General features: G+C 61.4%; 15 protein-coding genes and 2 pseudogenes. 11 read left to right on the plus strand and 6 right to left on the minus strand.

Annotated features, from left to right (window positions below):
- Positions 1 to 97: 97 nt before the first annotated feature.
- The 9 genes and pseudogenes from QNJ30_02190 to QNJ30_02230 all read left to right on the plus strand — a co-directional run bounded on the left by QNJ30_02190 (position 98) and on the right by QNJ30_02230 (position 10,931).
- The gene (locus QNJ30_02190) at positions 98 to 1,330 is read left to right on the plus strand and encodes an NAD-dependent epimerase/dehydratase family protein (GenBank protein ID MDJ0942243.1); all 1,233 of its coding nucleotides are present in this window, start codon (positions 98 to 100) and stop codon (positions 1,328 to 1,330) included.
- Positions 1,330 to 2,376: a lysylphosphatidylglycerol synthase transmembrane domain-containing protein gene (locus QNJ30_02195; protein ID MDJ0942244.1), complete on the plus strand. Its 1,047-nt coding sequence runs from the start codon at positions 1,330 to 1,332 to the stop codon at positions 2,374 to 2,376. Before QNJ30_02190 ends, QNJ30_02195 begins: the two co-directional genes overlap by 1 nt.
- A gap of 94 nt (positions 2,377 to 2,470) precedes the next feature.
- On the plus strand, positions 2,471 to 2,956 hold the full coding sequence (locus QNJ30_02200) for a transposase (protein ID MDJ0942245.1): 486 nt from the start codon (positions 2,471 to 2,473) through the stop codon (positions 2,954 to 2,956).
- Between the two features lie 18 nt (positions 2,957 to 2,974).
- Positions 2,975 to 6,280, plus strand: a complete 3,306-nt coding sequence (locus tag QNJ30_02205) for a YfhO family protein (GenBank protein MDJ0942246.1) — start codon at positions 2,975 to 2,977, stop codon at positions 6,278 to 6,280.
- Between the two features lie 39 nt (positions 6,281 to 6,319).
- Positions 6,320 to 7,135, plus strand: a complete 816-nt coding sequence (locus QNJ30_02210; protein MDJ0942247.1) for an FkbM family methyltransferase — start codon at positions 6,320 to 6,322, stop codon at positions 7,133 to 7,135.
- A gap of 876 nt (positions 7,136 to 8,011) precedes the next feature.
- Positions 8,012 to 8,848 (plus strand): MurR/RpiR family transcriptional regulator, encoded by an 837-nt coding sequence (locus QNJ30_02215; GenBank protein ID MDJ0942248.1) that lies wholly within the window; start codon positions 8,012 to 8,014, stop codon positions 8,846 to 8,848.
- A 99-nt stretch (positions 8,849 to 8,947) separates the two neighbouring features.
- Positions 8,948 to 9,672: pseudogene (locus QNJ30_02220) on the plus strand (ABC transporter ATP-binding protein).
- A 108-nt stretch (positions 9,673 to 9,780) separates the two neighbouring features.
- On the plus strand, positions 9,781 to 10,146 hold the full coding sequence (locus QNJ30_02225; GenBank protein ID MDJ0942249.1) for a hypothetical protein: 366 nt from the start codon (positions 9,781 to 9,783) through the stop codon (positions 10,144 to 10,146).
- Positions 10,143 to 10,931, plus strand: a complete 789-nt coding sequence (locus tag QNJ30_02230; protein MDJ0942250.1) for a sugar ABC transporter permease — start codon at positions 10,143 to 10,145, stop codon at positions 10,929 to 10,931. The genes QNJ30_02225 and QNJ30_02230 overlap by 4 nt, the downstream gene beginning before the upstream one ends.
- Positions 10,932 to 10,960: 29 nt before the next feature.
- Here QNJ30_02230 and QNJ30_02235 read toward each other — a convergent pair.
- From QNJ30_02235 to QNJ30_02255, 5 genes and pseudogenes are all read right to left on the minus strand, one after another.
- Positions 10,961 to 12,307 (minus strand): annotated as a pseudogene (locus tag QNJ30_02235) (IS3 family transposase).
- A 523-nt stretch (positions 12,308 to 12,830) separates the two neighbouring features.
- Positions 12,831 to 13,130 carry a hypothetical protein gene (locus tag QNJ30_02240; GenBank protein ID MDJ0942251.1) on the minus strand — a complete coding sequence of 100 codons (300 nt, stop codon included), beginning with the start codon at positions 13,128 to 13,130 and terminating at the stop codon, positions 12,831 to 12,833.
- Positions 13,131 to 13,331: 201 nt separating this feature from the next.
- Positions 13,332 to 13,754, minus strand: a complete 423-nt coding sequence (locus QNJ30_02245; protein MDJ0942252.1) for a type II toxin-antitoxin system VapC family toxin — start codon at positions 13,752 to 13,754, stop codon at positions 13,332 to 13,334.
- Positions 13,751 to 13,987 carry a plasmid stabilization protein gene (locus QNJ30_02250; GenBank protein ID MDJ0942253.1) on the minus strand — a complete coding sequence of 79 codons (237 nt, stop codon included), beginning with the start codon at positions 13,985 to 13,987 and terminating at the stop codon, positions 13,751 to 13,753. Before QNJ30_02250 ends, QNJ30_02245 begins: the two co-directional genes overlap by 4 nt.
- Before the next feature lie 657 nt (positions 13,988 to 14,644).
- A complete protein-coding gene (locus tag QNJ30_02255) occupies positions 14,645 to 16,609 on the minus strand; it encodes a hypothetical protein (protein ID MDJ0942254.1) in 1,965 nt (654 codons plus the stop codon).
- A 250-nt stretch (positions 16,610 to 16,859) separates the two neighbouring features.
- On the opposite strand from QNJ30_02255, the gene dusA reads away from it, so the two are divergent.
- Positions 16,860 to 17,858, plus strand: coding sequence for a tRNA dihydrouridine(20/20a) synthase DusA (gene dusA / locus QNJ30_02260; protein MDJ0942255.1), 999 nt, complete (start codon positions 16,860 to 16,862; stop codon positions 17,856 to 17,858).
- Positions 17,859 to 17,982: 124 nt separating this feature from the next.
- The gene (locus tag QNJ30_02265) at positions 17,983 to 18,387 is read left to right on the plus strand and encodes a hypothetical protein (GenBank protein MDJ0942256.1); all 405 of its coding nucleotides are present in this window, start codon (positions 17,983 to 17,985) and stop codon (positions 18,385 to 18,387) included.
- A gap of 94 nt (positions 18,388 to 18,481) precedes the next feature.
- Here QNJ30_02265 and QNJ30_02270 read toward each other — a convergent pair whose 3' ends face one another.
- Positions 18,482 to 19,534 (minus strand): DUF3179 domain-containing protein, encoded by a 1,053-nt coding sequence (locus QNJ30_02270; GenBank protein ID MDJ0942257.1) that lies wholly within the window; start codon positions 19,532 to 19,534, stop codon positions 18,482 to 18,484.
- Positions 19,535 to 19,536: the final 2 nt, after the last annotated feature.

The raw sequence follows: 19,536 nt of genomic DNA on the forward strand, positions 1-19,536 counted from the left end.
AACGGTGGGACACCAGCAATTTTTGACAGATGTCCTGCCCAATAATATATAGATCGCTCGATAGGTGCTGATCAGTGTCCAGTCACGGGAAAATCGTATGAGAGTTCTGATCCTTGGGGGTGATGGGTTTTGCGGTTGGCCGACATCGTTGCACCTGAGCCGGCAAGGACACGACGTCGTCATCGCCGACAACATGTCGAGGCGCAAGATCGATATCGAACTCGAGGTGGATTCCCTTACGCCGATCCAGCCCATGTCGGTCCGGTTGCAGGCTTGGCGAGAAGTTTCGAATGGGTTGATCGACTTTGTTTCAATCGATCTGGCGGAGAACTACCACCGCTTGTTGACACTCCTAAAAGAGTTTCAACCTGACGCGGTCGTTCATTTTGCCGAACAGCGCGCCGCGCCCTATTCGATGAAGAGCGCCTGGCACAAGCGCTACACCGTCGACAACAACACAAGTGTCACCAACAACCTGCTGGCGGCCATCGTCGAAGCTGGTGTCGATACCCACGTTGTGCACCTTGGTACGATGGGCGTTTACGGTTACGGGACGGTTGGCGTTCCGATCCCTGAAGGCTATCTGGCCGTCAAGCTCACCACACCTAACGGCGAAGATGTGGAGAAAGACATTCTCTACCCCGCCAATCCGGGCAGCATTTACCATCTAACCAAGACGATGGATCAGCTGATGTTTGCCTATTACAACAAGAACGACGGCATCCGCGTCACCGATCTGCATCAGGGCATCGTCTGGGGCACGCATACACACGAAACTGCGCTCGACGAGCGTTTAATGAACCGCTTCGACTATGACGGCGATTACGGCACGGTACTCAACAGATTTCTCATGCAGGCCGCGGTCGGCTATCCCCTGACCGTGCACGGAACGGGCGGTCAGACGCGGGCCTTTATCCATATTCGCGATACAGTTCGCTGCATCCAGCTGGCGATCGAAAACCCGCCGGCGGCGGGCGACAGGGTGCGCATTTTCAATCAGATGACGGAAACGCACCGGGTGCGCGACCTGGCAAAGCTGGTCTCTGAAATGACCGGTGCGCCGATCAATTACGTTCCCACTCCGCGCGTGGAAGCGGATGAGAACGAGTTGATGGTCGAAGGGGCCGGGTTGATCGAGCTCGGCCTTCGTCCAACGCGGCTGGAAACCGGGCTTTTGCACGAAGTCAGCGAGATCGCGACGAAGTACGCACACCGCTGCGACAAGAGCCGCATACCCTGCGTTTCCTATTGGAACGAAACCGTCGCCAAGCGTGCGAAAGAAGCGGCAGATGAAGTTCGTGAAGGGCAGGGTCGAGAGTCTTTGCAGTAGTGCGCCGGGATCACAGCATCGATCCTGTTTCGGGCGGCATACGAGGGAAAGAGGTAGTGTCAGCTATTTCCGAACAAACGATAGAATACGATGGTGCTGTCGAAAAAAAACCTCGCAAAGTCAGTCTGAAACTCGTTCTTTTCAAAATTGCCATAACCGTAGGCCTGCTTCTGTTCCTTTTCAATAAAGTCGGGCTGGAGGGTGTGGCCGTCTACCTGAAAACCGCCGATCCAGTTGTTATCGGTCTTGCCGGTATTCTTCTTCTCACCCAGGTCGTCAGTTCAACGTTGGCGTGGTCGGTTTGCCTCCGGTTCTGCTGGGGGCCGGTAAGCCGGCTGAAACTGCTGCGCATCACCGCCATCGGCCTGCTCTTCAACCAGGTCCTGCCGGCATCAATTGGCGGCATCGCGAGCCGCACCATCATGCTGACGCGTGACGGCGTGAAGCTGAATGCGTCCCTGGCCTCGATCTTTCTTGAGCGGTTTACCAACCTTCTGTCGCTGGCCGTTCTGGGCGCGCTCGGCTTTTTGTTGGCCTTTCATGCGTTGTCGAAAGACGCGGCCTTCAACACCATGGTCAATGGCGGTATCGCAGTCGTTTTGCTGACGATGGTTTTCGGCTTCCTGCGCATGAGCAAGATCATCAACTCGCTTCCCGATGCGGGCATCCTGTCAAAGGTGAAGCGGGCCTTGCGAAAAATCCGGGATTTCACTCAGGACAGAAGGTCGTTCATCGCCGCCATGGCGTTCGGCTTCTGGTGGAACCTGGCGTCCGTCGTGGCGATGTATTTTTTCGCCGCGGCCGCCATTGTCGATGTCGCCTTTGTGCCCTTTGTTTCGATCGCGGCCATTTGCGTGATGTTCGCGGCCATCCCCATTTCGGTTTCCGGCTGGGGGGTTCGCGAGAGCGTCATGGTCGCCCTTATGCCGTTTGCCGGGATCACGCAGGAGCAGGCGTTTGCCATCTCCATCGTCTTTGGTGGCGTGCTCGTGCTCACCCGGCTTCCGGCCCTCATATTGCTTTGGCTTCCCAAAGATAAGAAATGAGGCTCCTCGAGGTTCCAAATGGAATCGGTTGAGTTCGTGAGGATCCGGTCGCATACCTCTGCGGTGGCGGGAACCGGCGCTGGAGGGATGGACGATGGAGGCCGGCGACGTGCTTGCTGCGCTTGGGTTGGGGATTGCGCCGCCGTGGCGGCTGATCGGCCGGCGTCTCGAAGCCGGTACGCGGCCGAACGAACTGCAGATGGAGGTTGCCGCCGATCGCGGCGCGCGGTTTGCCTGCCCGGAGCGCGACAGGCTGTGCGCGGCCCATGATTCCGCCCGGTTCACCTGGCGGCACCTGAATTCCTTCCAACATCATTGCTACATGACCGCCTTCATCCGCCGTGCCCATAACTGCCTCGCCGGCGAAGCCGTCTTGACGCCCGTCGCAAAGGCGCTCGAAACCTTCGAAAAGAATCTCCCACGCTGGACATCAACCCATAACATCGCTCGCATCGAGGGCCTCAACGGCCTGTTCCAGGCCGCCCGCGCCAGGGCCCGCGGATACCGAAACACCCACATCTTCACCACCATGATCTACCTCGTCGGCGCGCCACTCGGCGACACCTTCAAATCCACCTGAGACGTCGAAGATCCAAGAATGATCCACTCAGCTAACTGGATGCGAGGTTTTCGGCGCTTAAGCGAACGGCCCGGAGACTGGTGGCGTGAAAACGCGGACATGGCCGCGGTATGCCTTCACCTGCTGTTCGCGCTCTTCCTGTTTTCGCCCTTTTTTCTGGCGGGCGGCATATTGGTCGGCAGCACCGACAGCCTGACCGTGAAGCTGCCCATGCTGTTTGCCGGACGGGATGACTTCTGGTCGGGCAGCATTTCTTTTTGGGACCGCTTTACGAACGCTGGCTCGAGCGTTGCCCTGTGCAGCACCTGTCCAGGCATTTACGCGCCCGAGAACTGGATTTACTACCTGCTTCCCCCCGCCTGGGGGCCCTCGGCAATGACGCTGATCTATACGCTGAAATATGCGTTGGTCGGCATCGCCAGCTATTTCCTGTTGATCGAAGAAGTCAGGTCGCGCCGTTGGGCGCTCTTCGGTTCGGTGATGCTGGTCCTGAGCGGACGGGCGATCTGGGCGGTGACGACCCATGAAAATCTGACGGCTCTGCTTGCCGTGCTGATCGCGCTCTATCTGTTCTGGACGGCACATCGCCGGTCGTTGGGGATGACGGCCCTCCTATTGACCGTTGATCTGATTATTCTTGCCATGTCGCCGACGGCCAATGCGGCAGCCTACTGGTTCCTGGTGATCACGGTCTTCTTCCTCTATCGGATTGCAACCCAGAAGACACGGATTCCAAGCGCTACCTTGTTTTTGTTGGCGGCGAGCCTGTCGCTGCCGGTCGTTGCGTTCTTTCTGGCCCGCCTACTTCCCTTGCTCATGGACCTCCAGCATCTTTCGCAAACCGGATTTCAGAAGATTCGGTGGATCGATGAAACGCGGCTGGCGCTGCGCCTCTTTGTTCCAGAGGCTTTGGGCGTTCATTATTCGGCGTCGCGAACAATCACTACTCTTTTTCAACAAGGAGACATGAGTATCGATGGCGATTCACGGGATTATTACGGATGGACCGTTCTTTTGTTGATATTTTTTCTTTTGGTCCTGCGCACAAATACCATCACAAAAAGACTTGTTTTTCTCGTGATTTTCGTAGCTATCGCAGTAGCACTTAACTATTATCTGGAACCTTTTGAAACCTTGGCGCGGTTTGTTCTGGGGCCGCTTTTTCACCCCTCGTCCATCGATCATTTCATGACGCTCGGGGTGGTTTTTCTGGCCGCCCATGCCGGAGTCATCGTGACCCGCCAAATCCGCTCCAGAGTGTCCCCCTTTTGGAATTTTTCACTCCTTCTGGTCGCTCTGTTCGTCATTCTTTATGTGTTCTGCATCTGGGTTATGGTCTGGTACCTCCAGCATGGTCTTGGCGAAGCCGTCATCATAACCCTGCCTTCTCTTGCAGCCTCTGCAGTGCTGATCACATTGGCCTATCGCTTCCGGACATTTGTTTTTCGGTGGTGGTGGATTTTCCCATTCATCCTGGCCGGCATAACCCTGCCGATTGCCTGGATCTTGAACGGGCTATCGAATCAAGGATATCACTTTCCAGATCATACGGTCGTTCTCGGCACCAGCTGGCTGGGGCTCGCGGCGATTATCCTGTGGCTGTTCAGCATGTCGGAGAAAGAGCATCCGATCAGGGCCAAGAAACGGTCCAACACTGCCCTGGGACTGGCCGCCATCGCCGTTGTTTTCCTGATCATTCCCTGGCGCCAGGATATCGGCGTTTCTTACGACCTATGGACGGCGGGCCGGATTGCCCTTGTTGGTGTGGCCAAGTTTGTTTCTGTCCTCATCGTCGGGGTTGCGGTCACGGTCTTTTACATCAAGCGGCGGATCTCGGCTCGCTCGTTCTGGATGCTCTTGCTGGCTTTGCTTGTCACGGAACAGCTGGTCGCCCTGAAGGTCCACAGCTTTCGCGTGATGAACCCGTTCAGCTTCGCCGACGCCAGACTCTATACGCCGCGGCCTCCTGTCAAAGGCATCGGGGGGGAACTGCTCCAAATGGATCTGGCGCGCTATCGAGTTGACGGGGTTGCCCAGCTAACGGGCATGCCGATCGTTGCGCAGCTCTATGGCACGGCGGAGCCGCTGACCAATTTCGCCCGCCTCTACAAGCTGCCCTCAACCAGCGGAATCAAGCAGACCATTTCGAATCGCTTCCTGAAATTGGCGGACACGCTCGAGCCGGGTCTCACCCGGCACGGGGCCCGCTGGTACGTGGGGACGCGGCCCAAGGGCCAGCGCTTTCTCGATCTGACCGGCGTAAAGTATGTTCAGGATCCTGAGTCCGGAGCGGTCATTGAGCGGCCGACGGCTCTCGCCCGTTTCATGTCTTTCGAAAATTGGGAGACGTTGTCGGTTGAAGAGGCGTTGAGACTGATCAGCAGTCCCGAGTTTGCGCCCCAAAATTTGGCGATCGTCAGCCGCATGCCAGCCGAATTGGAGAGCATCAATCTATCGTCCAGGCTCAATGCGTCTTTCGGCATTGAAGCTCTTGAGGATCCGGTGCGCGCTTGGTACTCCGATCCCGAGGTGGCATTGCCTCAATGGATCGCACTCACCTATTCCCGACCCATCAGAATGAACAGGATCACGCTGGCCGCCCAGGCTGTCGGCGCCTCCGGGGACGAACATCTGCGCGCGCCCAAGGATTTCGTGCTCCAGGGCAGTCTCGACGGGGAGCAATGGCGCGATATCGTTACGGCGGAGGGGTGGCAATTTGGCAAGAACCGGGAACCGCGTTCTTTGAGCTTCAACAATGAAATGGAGTATCGGCATTACCGCCTTATGATCCTTAACAATGGGAATGGAGGCGGGCTGGTGACTGTCAATAGGTTTACCCTCGACTATCAGCCCGCGCCGCTCAACCCGTCTGAATCCTCAGCATCTGTCCTCGACTATCAGGAGGAACTGGGGGACAGGATTACCGTGGAAGTCAACGCAGAGAAGCCTCGCCTCGTTCTGTTCAACGATACCTATCACCCGGGTTGGAAGGCGTGGGTGGACGGTGTTCCCGCTCGGCTCGAAAACGTGAACTACGCCTTTATGGGCGTACAGGTGCCAAAGGGCGCAAAGCGGCTCACGCTTTCGTTCGAGCCCGTCTGGCGCGGCTGGATCGGCTGGTTGTTTTCATTGGCCACGGTGCTGGCCGTAACCGTCGTTGCGCTGTGGACATTTGCCCTCCCGCGTCTTGCGTCATTGAGCGTGGGGAAAATAACACCCATGACATTCAAATCGACAGCGCATAGCCGCAAAATTGCCGGTGTATTGGTGGCCGTCATGTTGGCGGTCGGTCTGCTGCGTATTCTGGTCGTCCCCCTGGGATGAGCGGAGCTCGTGAAATAAACAGTTGGATCAGGAACCGGTATGCTGGACAGGTTGAAAACGAGACTCAAAGTGTGGGTCAAACGCGATATTCGGATATATGCGTTCGTTCGTCACAAGCTGATGCGGCTACCTTTTTTCCTGCCGCAGGATATCGACTACTACGCGCTGACGGTGTTGTCCCTGGGCGATGGTCCGATCCTCGACATCGGCGCTAATGACGGGATCTCGGCCCGCTCGATCAACAAGCTGGTGCCAGGTCATCCCATCGTATCGATCGAGCCCAATTCCGTCTACCGGCCGGTCTTCGAAGAGCTGCAGCGAAAGCTTCCCGCTTTTCGCTTCGAAATGATCGCAGCAGGCGATGAGGAGGGGGAGATCGAACTGTACACGCCGATCTACCGCGGGGTTCCGATCACAGCCTATGCCAGTCATGACCCCGATGTCGCGACCGCCAATCTCAAACATGCCATGGTCCATATCACCGATTTCGACAAGCATCTGACCTTCCGCTGCGTCAAGGTTCCCGTTCGCACGATTGACTCGCTCGCCCTAAATCCGTCATTCGTCAAGATCGATATCGAAGGCTTCGAGCATCTGGTGTTGCGCGGCATGAAGGAGACGTTGGCGCGGGCCCTGCCGGTCGTCATGATCGAGCATAATCCGCACAATTTCGAAAAAAATCAGGAGATTTTGAGCCAGTTCGACTACCGCCCTTCGGTATTCGATTATGAGCGGCGCTCCTTCAAGTGCTATGACGGCGGCTCTCCGCTGAATATTTTCTTCCTGCCGCCGAGTGTGGCCTCCTCGAAAAGCTGGACCGAATCGAGTGAGAAAAGCCCGAAGGGATTGGTTTGAGATGAGGAGGGTTTTTCCAGATGAAGAAGTCGACGTTTTCGGAGCAGCAGATCACGTTCATTCTGCGGCGTGTCAACGGCGGAGAAATAGGGGGCGACAGCATCGACAACCGGAACGAAGTGGAATGGGAGAGCTGTCCTTCCGGGGGCTCTGTGTCATCCAGTAGGATCAATTATGCCGCAGCCTGGAATAGTGTCTGCCGATAAGGGTGCTTGCGGGCCAAGGACTTGGTTACTCATGCGGCGGCATCGAAAGGCCGAACACCTCCTTGGCGGAACAAAGAAAGAACTTTGACCGGTAGGTTCCGGTAGTTGCGAGCGCCAGATTTGAACCTGTTCTTTTTGAGCGAATGTGACGGCGAGTTGCGGTCGGTTGAGGATGCAGACTGGAATTGCGGTCGCGAATCTCGATCGATGGCCAAGCCATGCCAAGGGTCAGAAGGCCTTCAGGACAAAGCGCTCTCTACGTCCCGGTTGGACCTCTGAGCTTGCTGCAAAGACCGGAAAAGGATCAGTCCGGGACCGTCTTCCGTTGGCTCGCCATCTGTGGGCTCTCGGTTGGCGATCAGAGATTCGGAAGGCAAGCGTCTCGTATTCCATCTTCGATAGCGCTAGCTCGGAAGCGCATGGACACCCTCATTCGACGACCGTGAACCGTCAGTCGGTGATCTTGGCACTTCAAAGACCTTGGGGCCGGCCGGGCCGGTAGCAGTGGCCTTAGCCGTTGAGACTCCTCGGCCTTTTCTGAACTTTTCCCGGCGAAGTTGGGGCAGATGCGGCAACACGGTCGATATCCTTGCCCTTTGCTTTCGACATGTCAGCCGTCATGATCCGCTTGGCGCAAGAAGCCATGCCATCGAATCTATAGGATCCGAACTTGGTCGAAAGCAGTGATAAGTCGGCGCTGACCGGGATCGGGCGCGCATCGGCCGCGGGCTCAGCACTCTTGAGCCGGCTCGATCAGGCTGTGGATCGCTATCCCGGCGCCCTGGCGCGCGCCGCGCAATACATTGTCGAGAATCCGGAGAAGGTGGTCTTTCAATCCTTGGCAGAGCTGAGCGATTACTCCGAAGTTGGTCAGGCAAGTGTCATGCGACTCTGTCAGAAACTTGGATTCGACGGCTTCACGGACTTCAAGCTCGCCTTGTCCGCCGATCTTGCTCTGCGGGACACCCGAAGCCCGGGATCCGAGGGCAAACTCGACCCCTTAAGCCGGATCGCCGGGCTGCTTTGTGGGTCCATTAACGAGACCCGTGCGCTCTTGGAGGAACCTCGGCTTCGGAGAGTTGCAAATCGCCTGACCGCCTCCATTCGCATCGACCTTTTTGGTGCAGGCGTCTCGGGCATTATCGGTGAGTTGATCAGCTATCGCCTGCTTCGCCTCGGTTATCATGCGACCGCGATGCGTGACCCTGTGCTGGCCCACGAGGTCTCCAGCGGACTTGGCCCCGAGGCCGCGGTGATCGCCGTGTCGCAGTCAGGCACGACACCGGACACGGTGAAGTTTCTGAAGCACGCCCGAGATGCCGGCGCCTTCACGGTCGCCTTGACCTGCCACCCCAAGAGCGCGCTCGCCAGGGCCGCCAGTGAAACCTTGGTCATGGCGCGCCTCCACGAACCGACCTACGGTAGCCCCATAACCGATGTTCCACGGTCGGTGCTCGTCGCCGAGGCCCTTGCTTTGGCCCTCTCCAAACGGCCCGACGGTGAGTGAAATCGTTCGGATCGACCGGAGAAATACTCCAAATACATTGCCATATATATGAAACGATGCTCCACTATCCTCTCGACCGAACGGCGGGGAAGTTGGTCCATGCACGGCGCAGCGGTTTCGCTCCGGGGTCTTCACAAGCATTACGACTCGACCCGGGTTCTAGCGGCAATCGATCTGGATTTCCAACCAGGTGAATTCCTGACCCTGCTCGGGCTGTCCGGCTGCGGAAAATCGACGCTCTTGCGATTGATCGCCGGCTTCGAAGCGCAGTTGGCGGGCAGCATCGAGATCGCGGGACGCCCCGTAGATGACCTGAGGCCCAAGGACCGCGGACTGTCGATGGTTTTCAGAACTATGCGCTCTACCCGCATATGACCGTATTCGACAATATCGCAATGCCTCTGATCATGCGGCAGCTCTCTTTTACGCGGCGCTTTCCCGGGCTCGGCCGAGCGGTGTCCGGTGCAAGGGCAAAGCGCTCCGAGGTCGAACGCAAGGTCCGCGCTGTCGCGGAGCTCCTGGAGATCGATGACCTCCTGTCACGCCGCCCGAGGCAGCTCTCCGGCGGCCAGCGCCAGCGAGTTGCGCTGGCCCGCGCGATCGTGCCCGAGCCATCCGTGTTCCTGATGGATGAGCCTCTCTCGAACCTCGATGCTCGTTTGCGCCTTCAGATGCGCCAAGGACTGACGGATCTGCATAGAAAGCTGTGCATCACCTTTGTCTACGTCACCCATGACCAGGTCGAGGCGATGACTATGTCCGCGCGGGTGGCGGTGATGATGGATGGCGTCTTGCTGCAGGTCGGAACGCCCTTGGAGATCTAAGCCCGTCCTCTCGATCTTCGGGTCGCGCGCTTCACCGGCAGCCATCCGATCAACGTCTTTGAGGTAGGGGCCGGCTCGCGTGGTGTGCGGACGCTGTTTGGAAAGACCTTGCCGAAGGAGGTGAGTCCCTCCGCCACAGCGCCAACCACCGTAGCAATCCGGCCTGGGGATCTGCTGCTGCAGCGCTTGCAGACTGCCGGCTGCAAGGAACCCGTCTTCGAGGCCCGCATCGCCAAGGTGGAGGACCATGGGGCCGACCTTGTGATCCCTCTTCGCTTAGAGGCCGACCCGCATACCCCCGTCGCGCTCCGCATTGGGGCGTCCCATCGTGATGAGATTGCGAGCCTGGCCGGCGGTCTTTGTCGGATCGTCGCACCGATCGAGCGGATGCATTTCTTCGATGGAAGCGGCCGGCGAATTGAGTGCGACACGGGCTCGGTACTGCCGCTGCCGGCAATCGGGCTCAGCGCATGACGGCGCTCGGCGCAGACTCTTCTGACACGCCCGCGTCCCGGGCTTTGCGCCCGGCTGGACGGCCCCATGCGAGGACGTTCTCGCTCTTCGCTTACGCCTTCGTCGCGCCGGCCGGTCTGCTCCTTCTCGCGCTGATTCTGCTCCCTTTGATCAGCGTGCTGATCCTCAGCGCTACCGATTACATTCTAGCAGAGATCCGCCTCTCGTTTGTCGGGCTGAAAAACTATCAGAAGCTCTTGGCAGATGCCGGGGCGCGGCGCGCCCTCGGGAACACGCTCGTCTACGTCGGCATCGTCATGCCGGTCTCGGTCGCGCTCGGCCTCCTGTTGGCCCTGCTGTTGCATCGGCGAGGCCGCAGCCGTCGCTTCTACGAGGTCGTCTTCTTTCTACCCGTGACCAGCACCATGGTCGCGATGGCGGTGGTCTGGCAGTACCTATTGCATGGACGTATTGGTCCGATCAATGCGGTCCTTGCCGGAATTGGCTTCCCGCGCCTGGATTTTCTTACCGATCCCGAGATCGCCCTCTACGCTCTGGCCGCTATCGGTGTCTGGCAGTTGACCGGCTTCACTATGGTTTTGTTCCTCGCCGGTCTGACCGCAATTCCTAATGAGGTCTATGAGGCGGCGGCGCTCGACGGCGCCGACCGCGGCTTCGAACGCTTCTGGCGTATCTCCTGGCCGCTTCTGGCGCCGACGACCTTGTTCGTTGTCGTCATCACCTCGATCACGGCCTTCCAGGTCTTCGACACCGTCGCCGTGCTGACCCAAGGCGGCCTGATCTAAGCGAGGATCTGGCTCATCTGGGTTGATCTTTATGCAGCCGAGTGAGCGTGCTGCAAACGCCTAAGTTTCATGGTTCTCCCTTTAGTGTTTTCCCGCTCGAGCAGGATGGTCTGGCCGCGTCCGAAGTAGACGTCGGCGGGGGTGAGATTGCCGAGGCTTTCGTGATAGCGACGGTGGTTGTGGTGGGCGACAAGGGCATCGATCTGGGCTTCGAGGCCTCCGGGCAGGAAGTAGTTTTCCAGGAGGATCCTGTTCTTCAGCGTCTGATGCCAACGCTCGATCTTGCCTTGCGTCTGGGGATGGTTCGGGGCACCGCGAATGTGGCCGATGCCGTGGTCGCTGAGCCAGTCTGCTAGCTCGCCCGCAATGTAACTCGAACCGTTATCCGACAGAAGCCGCGGCCGATGCGCAATAGTCGCGTTGCTGAGCCCAGAGCCTCCAGTGCCAGCTCCAGCGTGTCGGTCACGTCGTCCGTCTTCATGGTGGTACAGAGCTCCCAGGCGATGACGTATCGTGAGAAGTCGTCGAGGATGGTCGAGAGGTAGAACCAGCCCCAGCCGATGACCTTCAGATAACTGAAGTCGGTCTGCCAGAGCTGGTTCGGCGCGGTCGTCTTGTCTGTGAACTCATCGCTTGCCTTGATCACCGCGAAGGCCGGACTGGTGATGAGATCATGGGCCTTGAGCAGCCTGTAGACACTGGCCTCTGAGACGAAGTAGCCCTGCTCGTCGGTAAAGGTGATGGCGAGCTCCCGCGGGCTGAGTCCGGGCTGCTCGAGCGCAAGCTCGATCACCTGCTTGCGCACGTCGTCCGGAACCCGGTTCCAGACGCGGCCCGATCCACCTCTTCTGTCTTTCAGGCCCTTCTCGCCGAAGCGCTGGTAGAGATCATACCAACGGTAAAAGGTTGGGCGTGATACGCCGATCTTCTCCAGCGTGCGTTTCACGGGCAGGTGGGATTACTCGACCAGCCGGATGATCTCGAGCGTCTCGGATGCGGCATATCTCATTCTTGGTCGTCCCCATCCGCGATTACGCTTTTTTGAGGAGGCGGTTTTCCAGGGTGAGGTCGGCCACGACTTCCTTGGGGTCACGCATCTCCCGGCGCAGGTTCGTGACCTCACCGGAAGTGGCCTGACGCTCGGTATCGCCGGTGAGCCGGCGCCTGCCGGCTTCAAGGAGCTCCTTCGACCAGCTGTAGTAGAGGCCCTGCGCGATCCCCTTACGCCGGCACAGCGCCGCAATGGAATACTCCCCGCGGAGGCCCTCCAGAACGATCCTGATCTTCTCTTCAGCGGAGTACTTGCGCCGAGTCCTGCGGCGAATGTCTTTGACGTGCTTCTCGGCCGTCTCCTGCGGCCCGGATTTCTGTCTCATCTTGGCTACCTCGATGGGCTACGATGAGCCAGAAACCCTCCCTTAGCAAAACACCTCAATCTGTCTCATGGTCGCTGACGGTGGACATATGGCTCCTGTGCCTAGCTGCCGATATATTCATGTTGTGATCATCTTGTGCTAAACGTCAAAGTGGGGGCGCCACATGAAGAAATCCGAACACGCGACTGGCGAGCCGCAGGTTTTTGCCTTCATAATTTTGTTGTCTTAACTCTTTTGTTTGGGGATGGTCCTTCTACATTGAGTCCTGCTTGTTTCGCGGCCGGTTTTGCAGAATTCTCCTGCCAAAGACTTGACTCTGTCTTGCGCGTCCCAAACAGGCTGGGCCGCCGATGCCAGGCCGTGAAAAACCCCTTCCTGAGTGCTTTCCTAACGGGGAGTCCGGCCGGGTCGGCCGAGGCTCGATTGGCCGTCGGGGCGCCGATCACGCCGGCGTGTGGGCCGGTAGCGCCGTGGCTCGCTTTGGGCCGCTCGAACGATCCGCCGGTTCCGGCGTCCTCAGCCCTTATCCGCCCGGGATCGCGAGAAGGAGAACGGCGAAGCTTGCCGATAGACTTCGCCGGGCCGCAGCCTGGCGATCGTTGACCAGGGACGGTTCGGCGCAACCGGCCAGACTGGCCTGCCACTTGGAACCGCGGGGCGCTTTCCCAACCTCGATCATGTCGTTGACGTAGATGACGATCAGGTCGCCGAATGTCCGGGCCACGGCTGCCCGCTTCGTGACGAGCTCTTCGCCACGGTCGAAGCGCCGTTCGACCTCGAGGGCCCAGGACTCGGCATCCTTCTTGCGACGGAAGGTGTCCACGGCATACCTTCCCTTGCGCCGCACTTGGCCGCGCCACTTACCGGAGAGGGCTTTGTAAAGGTCGCCATGTCGTGTGCGCCATGTATGCACAGGCACGACGTGGCGGTGTGAATCCTCGAGAGGTGGAATGGGGAATCAGCGGCCCTGGCAAGGGATTTGCGGTATGAGCCCGGTTGGCGCAAGCCTCGTTCCCAAAGGGGATTATCCAATGCCTTCCCACGGATTGAGAAGCGGGATACCCGTTTGCTCGAAGTGCCCGACGTTGCGCGTCGCAAGAGCGGCGCCCCGTGCCCTCGCGATCGCCGCGATCTGGCCGTCGAGGATCGGAAGACCGACGCCGGCGGACCTGGCGGTCGCCATGAGGCGGCCGTACTCGACGGCGGCCGTCAGGTCGAAAGGAACGACGCGCCCTTCGAATTGACTTACGACCCGCCCGATCAGGTCACCGCTCACCCGTTTGCGCCGGCCTTCCGGCAAGATCGACCAGCCGTAGTAGAGCTCGGCTGCCACGATCGCTGGGAGATAGAGGTCTTCAGCCGCCTGGGTGTTAAGCCATTGCACGACCGCGGGATCGGGGTTGGGCTTCAGCGGTTCCGAAACGACATTGGTGTCGAGCAGAATCACAGCGCGATCGGTTCATGCGGCCTGCGGTCACGGACGTCCGGCAGCTCAAGCCCGGGACGCGAAAGCTCGACCAGCAGATCGCCCAGCGGCTTGCCCCCCGCCGGATGTGGCGCCACGGCCGATCGGAGGATCTGCCGGACTTCCTCCTCCATCGAGCGCTCGTGGCGGGCCGCCCGCTGCCGCAGCAGGCGTTTGGTCTCGTCGTCGATGTTCCGGATCGTTAGCGTGGCCACGATATCGCCTCTTGTGACAGCATTGAATGGGCTGACAGCAACGCTGTCGTTCTATTCCGTTGAAGTTGCTTTTGCAAGATCGGCCGCCTGCCGGTCGAGTTTGCCGTGGCACGACACGAAATGCGATGTCGTTGCTCCGCTATGGGGCGTCTGTGTGCTCGTCTTCGGGCAGGGGGAGGTCGGCGGCACGGGCAAGCCGGCCGCTGGAGCTGTCGAACAAACGGACCACGCGGTCTTCGGCCAAGGATTCCGGTCGCCATTGGAAATCCTCGTGTTGCTGAAGGAACTCGGCCGCGCCGCAGCCGGGTACCAGGCACTCCCGCTTTCCCTTGGGACAGCGATTGAACTGGCAGAGCCGACCGCGATAGCGGTTCGTGCCGGGATCGAGGATGAAGGCGTCGAGCTGATGGGATGCGACTCCGATCCCGGTCTCCTCCAAGAGCTGCCGCAGGGCCCGGTCCTTGGCACGGCGGAAGCCATTGAGATCGCTTAGATCCGTGAGCCAGACAGCCAGGTCCACGTCCTTGCAATCGTGCCACAGCGCGATCCTCTCCCGGCGGTAGGGAGAGAAGCGAGGAATCTCCTTCCATGGCATCACCGCCAGCGAGCCGATCAGCGCCAAGGCCGCGACCTCCGGGCGGTCCCGCCAGGCCATGGTCACGGTGTCGGCCGCCCGGCGAAAGTGCCCGTACTGACGAAGCAGCAGACTATTCTGCTCCGCAATGCCGGCTGGCGAGAGGGCCCGTTCGTCCTCCCGCCGCTCCCATTCCTCGATATCGGTCTCGTCCCAGTCGTCCTCGGCGTCGCCCATGCCGTGTGTCCCGCAATAAGTGTTTCGCTCGAGCCGGCCCAACCCCCTGTTCCCCAACCCTTCCGATCGAGCATCTTCATCAGGTTGCGCTTGCGCCTGTGCGTCGCCCGCACCTCGGTCAGGTAGGGCCGGAAGCCGGCTGCCGCGCCGGACCGGTCCAGGAGTGTCTTGATCCGTTCCAGGAAGCCGACGGCCTCCTGGTACACCCTGTCGCCCGTGTCGCGGAGTAGGGCGGCGACGCGGGTCTTGTAGATCCGCACGGCGTCCTCCGGGTGGCTCCGCTCCCGGGTCTTTGCCAGCTTAAGCCAGAGGCCTTCGGCGCAGCCGCCGGCCTGGGCCTCGCGCCAGGCGGTGGCCGGATCGCCCTCGGCCAGAAAGATCTCGACAAGCAGAGAATGATCCCGTGATGGCGCACGCGCCCAGAGCTGCGGACCCGGCGGCTCCGCCTCCCCGTCGGCGATACGCTCACGGATCAGGGCCAGGGCCTTGTTGCGCCAGCCGGGCCACATCCCGGCGCGTCCGCCGTGCCGTTTCAGCTGAAGGTAGGTCTCCAGACAGGGATACTCCGCAAACGCCTCCCAGATAAGCGCCATGGCCTCGTCGTGGCGTCCCCGTGCCTGGTAGGCGTCGGCGATGAACGTGCGGATCCGTTCGTCCCGCTGCCTGCCCGGGAAGGCCCGCCAGCCTCGTTCCGCCCAGTCGAGGGCTCCGTCCGCGTCTCCCCGGTCCCGATAGAGCTCGGCGATCTGAAGGAAGGCGTAAGGCGACGAGAGGTCGCGGGACTTAACGGCGATCAAGCCGTCGAAATCCTCCGACGCCCGTGCTAGGGCTTCCATGATCGAGGTGATCCGGAACCGTCGGCCGTACCGATTCAGATCCTCATCGCCTGGAGCCAGGGCCGGAATTGTCGCCCAGTCCGCCTCGGCCAGCCGGCGATAGGCCGCGAGCCCAGTCTCGCCCAGCAGGTCGGCGTAGACGAGAGCCGCTCCGTGGAAGATGTCGTAGTCCGAGTCCATCTCCGCGTCGAACAGCCGCTCCGCCAGATCCACGGGGTCGGGCCGCGCGACCCGACAGGCTTCCAGATGCAGCTCCTGCAGCCGCTGGAGCAGGCCGCCCATATAGCCGTCGGAGTCATCGACGTGTTCGAGGCTCTCCTCAATCGCGTCCAGCCCGTATTCGGCCAGCCCGATGACGCTCTCCGCCTGTCCGCCTTGCAGCAGGTCCTCCAGGGATTCGATGACCTCCTCGATGCCGCCAGCATAGTCGTAGGCCCCATGGTAGTGAACGTAGTCGTCTACCTCGAGGGCGGCGTCGAGCGTCTCCTTCCAAACCGATGGGTCCGCGCCTCCCGGCCGCGCCTGGGCGGCCCGAAGCGTGAGCTTGCGGTAGAGGCGCTCGTCCTCGTCCGCCTGCTCGAGGAGCAGTGACACGAGCGTCTCCTTGTCCAGCTCCAGCAGGTAGCCCCGCACACCCCCGTCGGATGGGATCGATGGGTCCTGGATGCCCGCGCTGGTCTCGCCGCTGGCATACCACGCGAGACCGGCGGCTACGCAATGCTTGCAGAATCCGCCCTCATATCCGATCGGGCAGGTGCAGTGGTGGCCGAGTTCTCCGTCCTCTACCCAGAGATGCACCCGATAGCGGCGTGTGCCCTGGACCGTCGCCTTGATGCCGCTGTCGTCGGGGCGGAGCGACGTCACCGCGCCATCGGCAAAATAGGCCTCGCCGCGGTCGAAGTAACGCTCCCCGGCCAGCCGGCGCAGCAGCCTCGGCGTGACGACGCCGATCCAGGTGTCCGCGTTCGTGGCCAACGTGCGTTCCGCTCCTCCGTCTTCTGTGGCTCTTGTCTTTCCCGCCGCTCTCCGCGTGGCCGGCGGCGAGGGCCTGGCTGACGCCTCGTTGGGCCGCTCGACCGTCACGGTGCACTCTGCGCGCGGTGGAAACGCCGCCTTCAGCGGTACCACCTCCATGAGGTCTTTTGAAGTGTCTTCGCGACCGGTTTCCGCGCGACCGGAAAAGCGTCTATAACCTGCGCCAACCGATTATTTTCAGGGCCGTATCGTGACGTTCCGTGTAAACCGCAGACTTTCCGTTGCCCCTATGATGGACTGGACGGACCGGCACTGCCGCTACCTGCTGCGGCTGATCAGCCGGCGCGTGCTGCTCTACACCGAGATGGTGCCGATGGGAGCCGTGCTGCACGGCGACCGGGCGCGCTTTCTCGGCTTCGACCCGGCGGAGCATCCTTTGGCGCTGCAGCTTGGCGGGGCCGAGCCGGAGAACCTGGCCGCCTGCGCGCGCCTGGCCGAGGCCCAGGGCTACGACGAGGTCAACCTCAACGTCGGCTGCCCCAGCGACCGGGTCCAGCAGGCGCGCTTCGGCGCCTGCCTCATGGCCGAGCCGGACCTGGTCGCCCGCTGCATCGCCGCGATGCGGGACGCGGTCAAAATTCCGGTCACGGTGAAGTCTCGGATCGGCATCGACGATCAGGACGGCTACGCCGACCTGCTGCGCTTCGTCGACAGCGTGGCGGCGGCCGGCTGCCGCAGCTTCACGGTGCACGCCCGCAAGGCCTGGCTTCAGGGCCTTAGCCCGAAGCAGAACCGCGAGATCCCACCGCTGCATTACGACCGGGTCTATCGCCTCAAGGCCGAGCGGCCGGAGCAGGAGATCGTCATCAACGGCGGGATCCGGAGCCTGGACGAGGCCGAGGCCCATCTGGCGCGGGTCGACGGAGTCATGATCGGCCGCGCCGCCTATCAGGACCCCTACCTCCTGGCCGAGGCCGACCGCCGGCTCTTCGGCGAGCGTGGCCCGGCGGTCGAGCGGGCGGCGGTGGTCGAGGCGATGATTGTCTACGCCCGCCGTGAGACCGCGCGGGGGGTGCCGGTCAAGTGCATCACGCGGCACATGCTTGGCCTGTTCAACGGCCTGCCGGGCGCCCGGGCCTGGCGCCGCAGCCTGAGCGAATCCGCGCATCGGCCCGGCGCCGGCGCCGAGGTGATCGCCTTGGCCTTCGACGCGTTCATGGCCCGGCAGGTGCGGTCGAGCGCCGCGTGATCGGAAATCTCAGGAATTTTAGACAAATAAAATGAAAATATAAACCGATATAAAAGACAGTCTTGTTATAATATTGGCAATAATTATTCTATATCGCTTGTTCTATGGATTATGGGGGAGTGATATGAGAGCTTGTGTCCTTGGGATTTGCGCCCTTCTGCTGGCCACGCCGGTCCTCGCACAGCGGTCCAGCCAAGCCCTCGGGCCCGAGCTCTCCGGAGAAGACTGGGCGGAGTGCTTCGCCGTCTTCACGGGCATGGCGACCATCCTGCTGGCCCACGCCGGCCCGGTGCCGGCCCGGGGCGTTGGGGAGGGTGCTGCGAGCCCGGCCGATCACTTCCTCGCCCTGAGCGAGGCGGCCGCGCAGCGCTGGCTGGACAGCCAGGCAGCCGGCCAGGACCAGGATCGCCTCATGGACGGCCTCGAGCGTGCCGTCAACCGGGCGATCAGGTCCGCGGCGGCCCGGAGCGACTTCACGGCCTACCTGCAGAGGACCTCCGACCGCTGCATCGCCGCCGTCGGCAGCTGAAGCCGCTGGCCGAAAGAAGGTAGGGCGTGAGGCGGCCCGTGCCACAACCACCCCACGCCCCGTGACCGCCCGAAGGCGGATCCTGTCGTCCCGGTCACTTCAGATGCCAAGTCCCTTCCGGCTGAAAGGCGTGAAACACGAAGGCGAAGGTCACGTCGTAAGGGACGTCGGCCAGGCCCGACTCGCTTTTACGCTGCACCACCACGTTGCCGACGTCGCGGCCTTCGGCGATGTTCGCGCTGTCCAGGGCCGAGCTCTGCCCGGGCTCCCAGGTCAGCACGAGGTCGCCGCTTTCGATCCGGCCCTTGTCGCGCAGCAGCGGCAGGCTCCAGGCCTGGGCGCCGACCGCGACCACGCGGGTCATGGGCGCAATGTCCTTGGGATAGTCGCCGCGGTAGAGGAAGGGCGTCTGCGACCGGTCGTAGCCGCGATAGGGATTGACCCCGTAGGCCCGGCGGACGTCGCCGCTGGGCACCAGGACCTTGCCGTCGGCGTGACGCGCCGCGAACTTCTCCCAGGCCTCCAGGCGCGCCGGAATCGCCTTTAGCCGGCTGCCGGTCAGCTCGCCGACGATGGCCTCGCCGAGGAACTGCTGCCACCAGCTCTCGGTGTTGCGGTCGTACATCACCATGTCGGATTTGCGCAGCTTGCCGGTTACCCCGAACTCCAGGACCCGGTCGTCGAGGCGGCGGTCGAAGACCACCGCCGAGTTGCATAGCGGGCAATAGGTGACGGCAACCGGCAGGCCGCCGACCTCGTCGTTGACGATCTCGTGCCAGGTCAGGACCCGCAGCGGATAGGCGCGGGCGTCGCCCTCGACGGCGAAGCCGATCACCGGTTCCTGGGGCGCGAGCTCCCCGCGCGCCTGCATCTCGGCGACCGAGACGAAGCGCGGCTCGTCGATCGAGGGAATGCCGTCCTTGCCCGGGCCGCCTGAGATGATCTCCTCCAGCGGCACGCTGTGCAGCGAGAAATCGGTCCGCGGCCAGGCCGCCTGCCAGGGATTCGCCGGCGCTGCGACCGGCAGTGCCAGGACCAAAAGGATCGCAGCCGGCAAAACCGGCCCGAAAGACCGCAGTCCGGCAATGAGGCGCTTGCGCAGGTTCATGTTGGCCCAGCTTGGCGCGGCCAGGGCGTCACGGGCCAATC

The organism is Kiloniellales bacterium, from assembly GCA_030066685.1.
GTDB lineage: Bacteria > Pseudomonadota > Alphaproteobacteria > Kiloniellales > JAKSBE01 > JAKSBE01.

Coding starts and splice junctions, on each gene's coding strand:
- QNJ30_02190 (MDJ0942243.1), top strand. CDS start 98: ATGAGAGTTCTGATCCTTGGGGGTGATGGGTTTTGCGGTTGGCCGACA.
- QNJ30_02200 (MDJ0942245.1), top strand. CDS start 2,471: ATGGAGGCCGGCGACGTGCTTGCTGCGCTTGGGTTGGGGATTGCGCCG.
- QNJ30_02210 (MDJ0942247.1), top strand. CDS start 6,320: ATGCTGGACAGGTTGAAAACGAGACTCAAAGTGTGGGTCAAACGCGAT.
- QNJ30_02230 (MDJ0942250.1), top strand. CDS start 10,143: ATGACGGCGCTCGGCGCAGACTCTTCTGACACGCCCGCGTCCCGGGCT.
- QNJ30_02205 (MDJ0942246.1), top strand. CDS start 2,975: ATGATCCACTCAGCTAACTGGATGCGAGGTTTTCGGCGCTTAAGCGAA.
- QNJ30_02265 (MDJ0942256.1), top strand. CDS start 17,983: ATGAGAGCTTGTGTCCTTGGGATTTGCGCCCTTCTGCTGGCCACGCCG.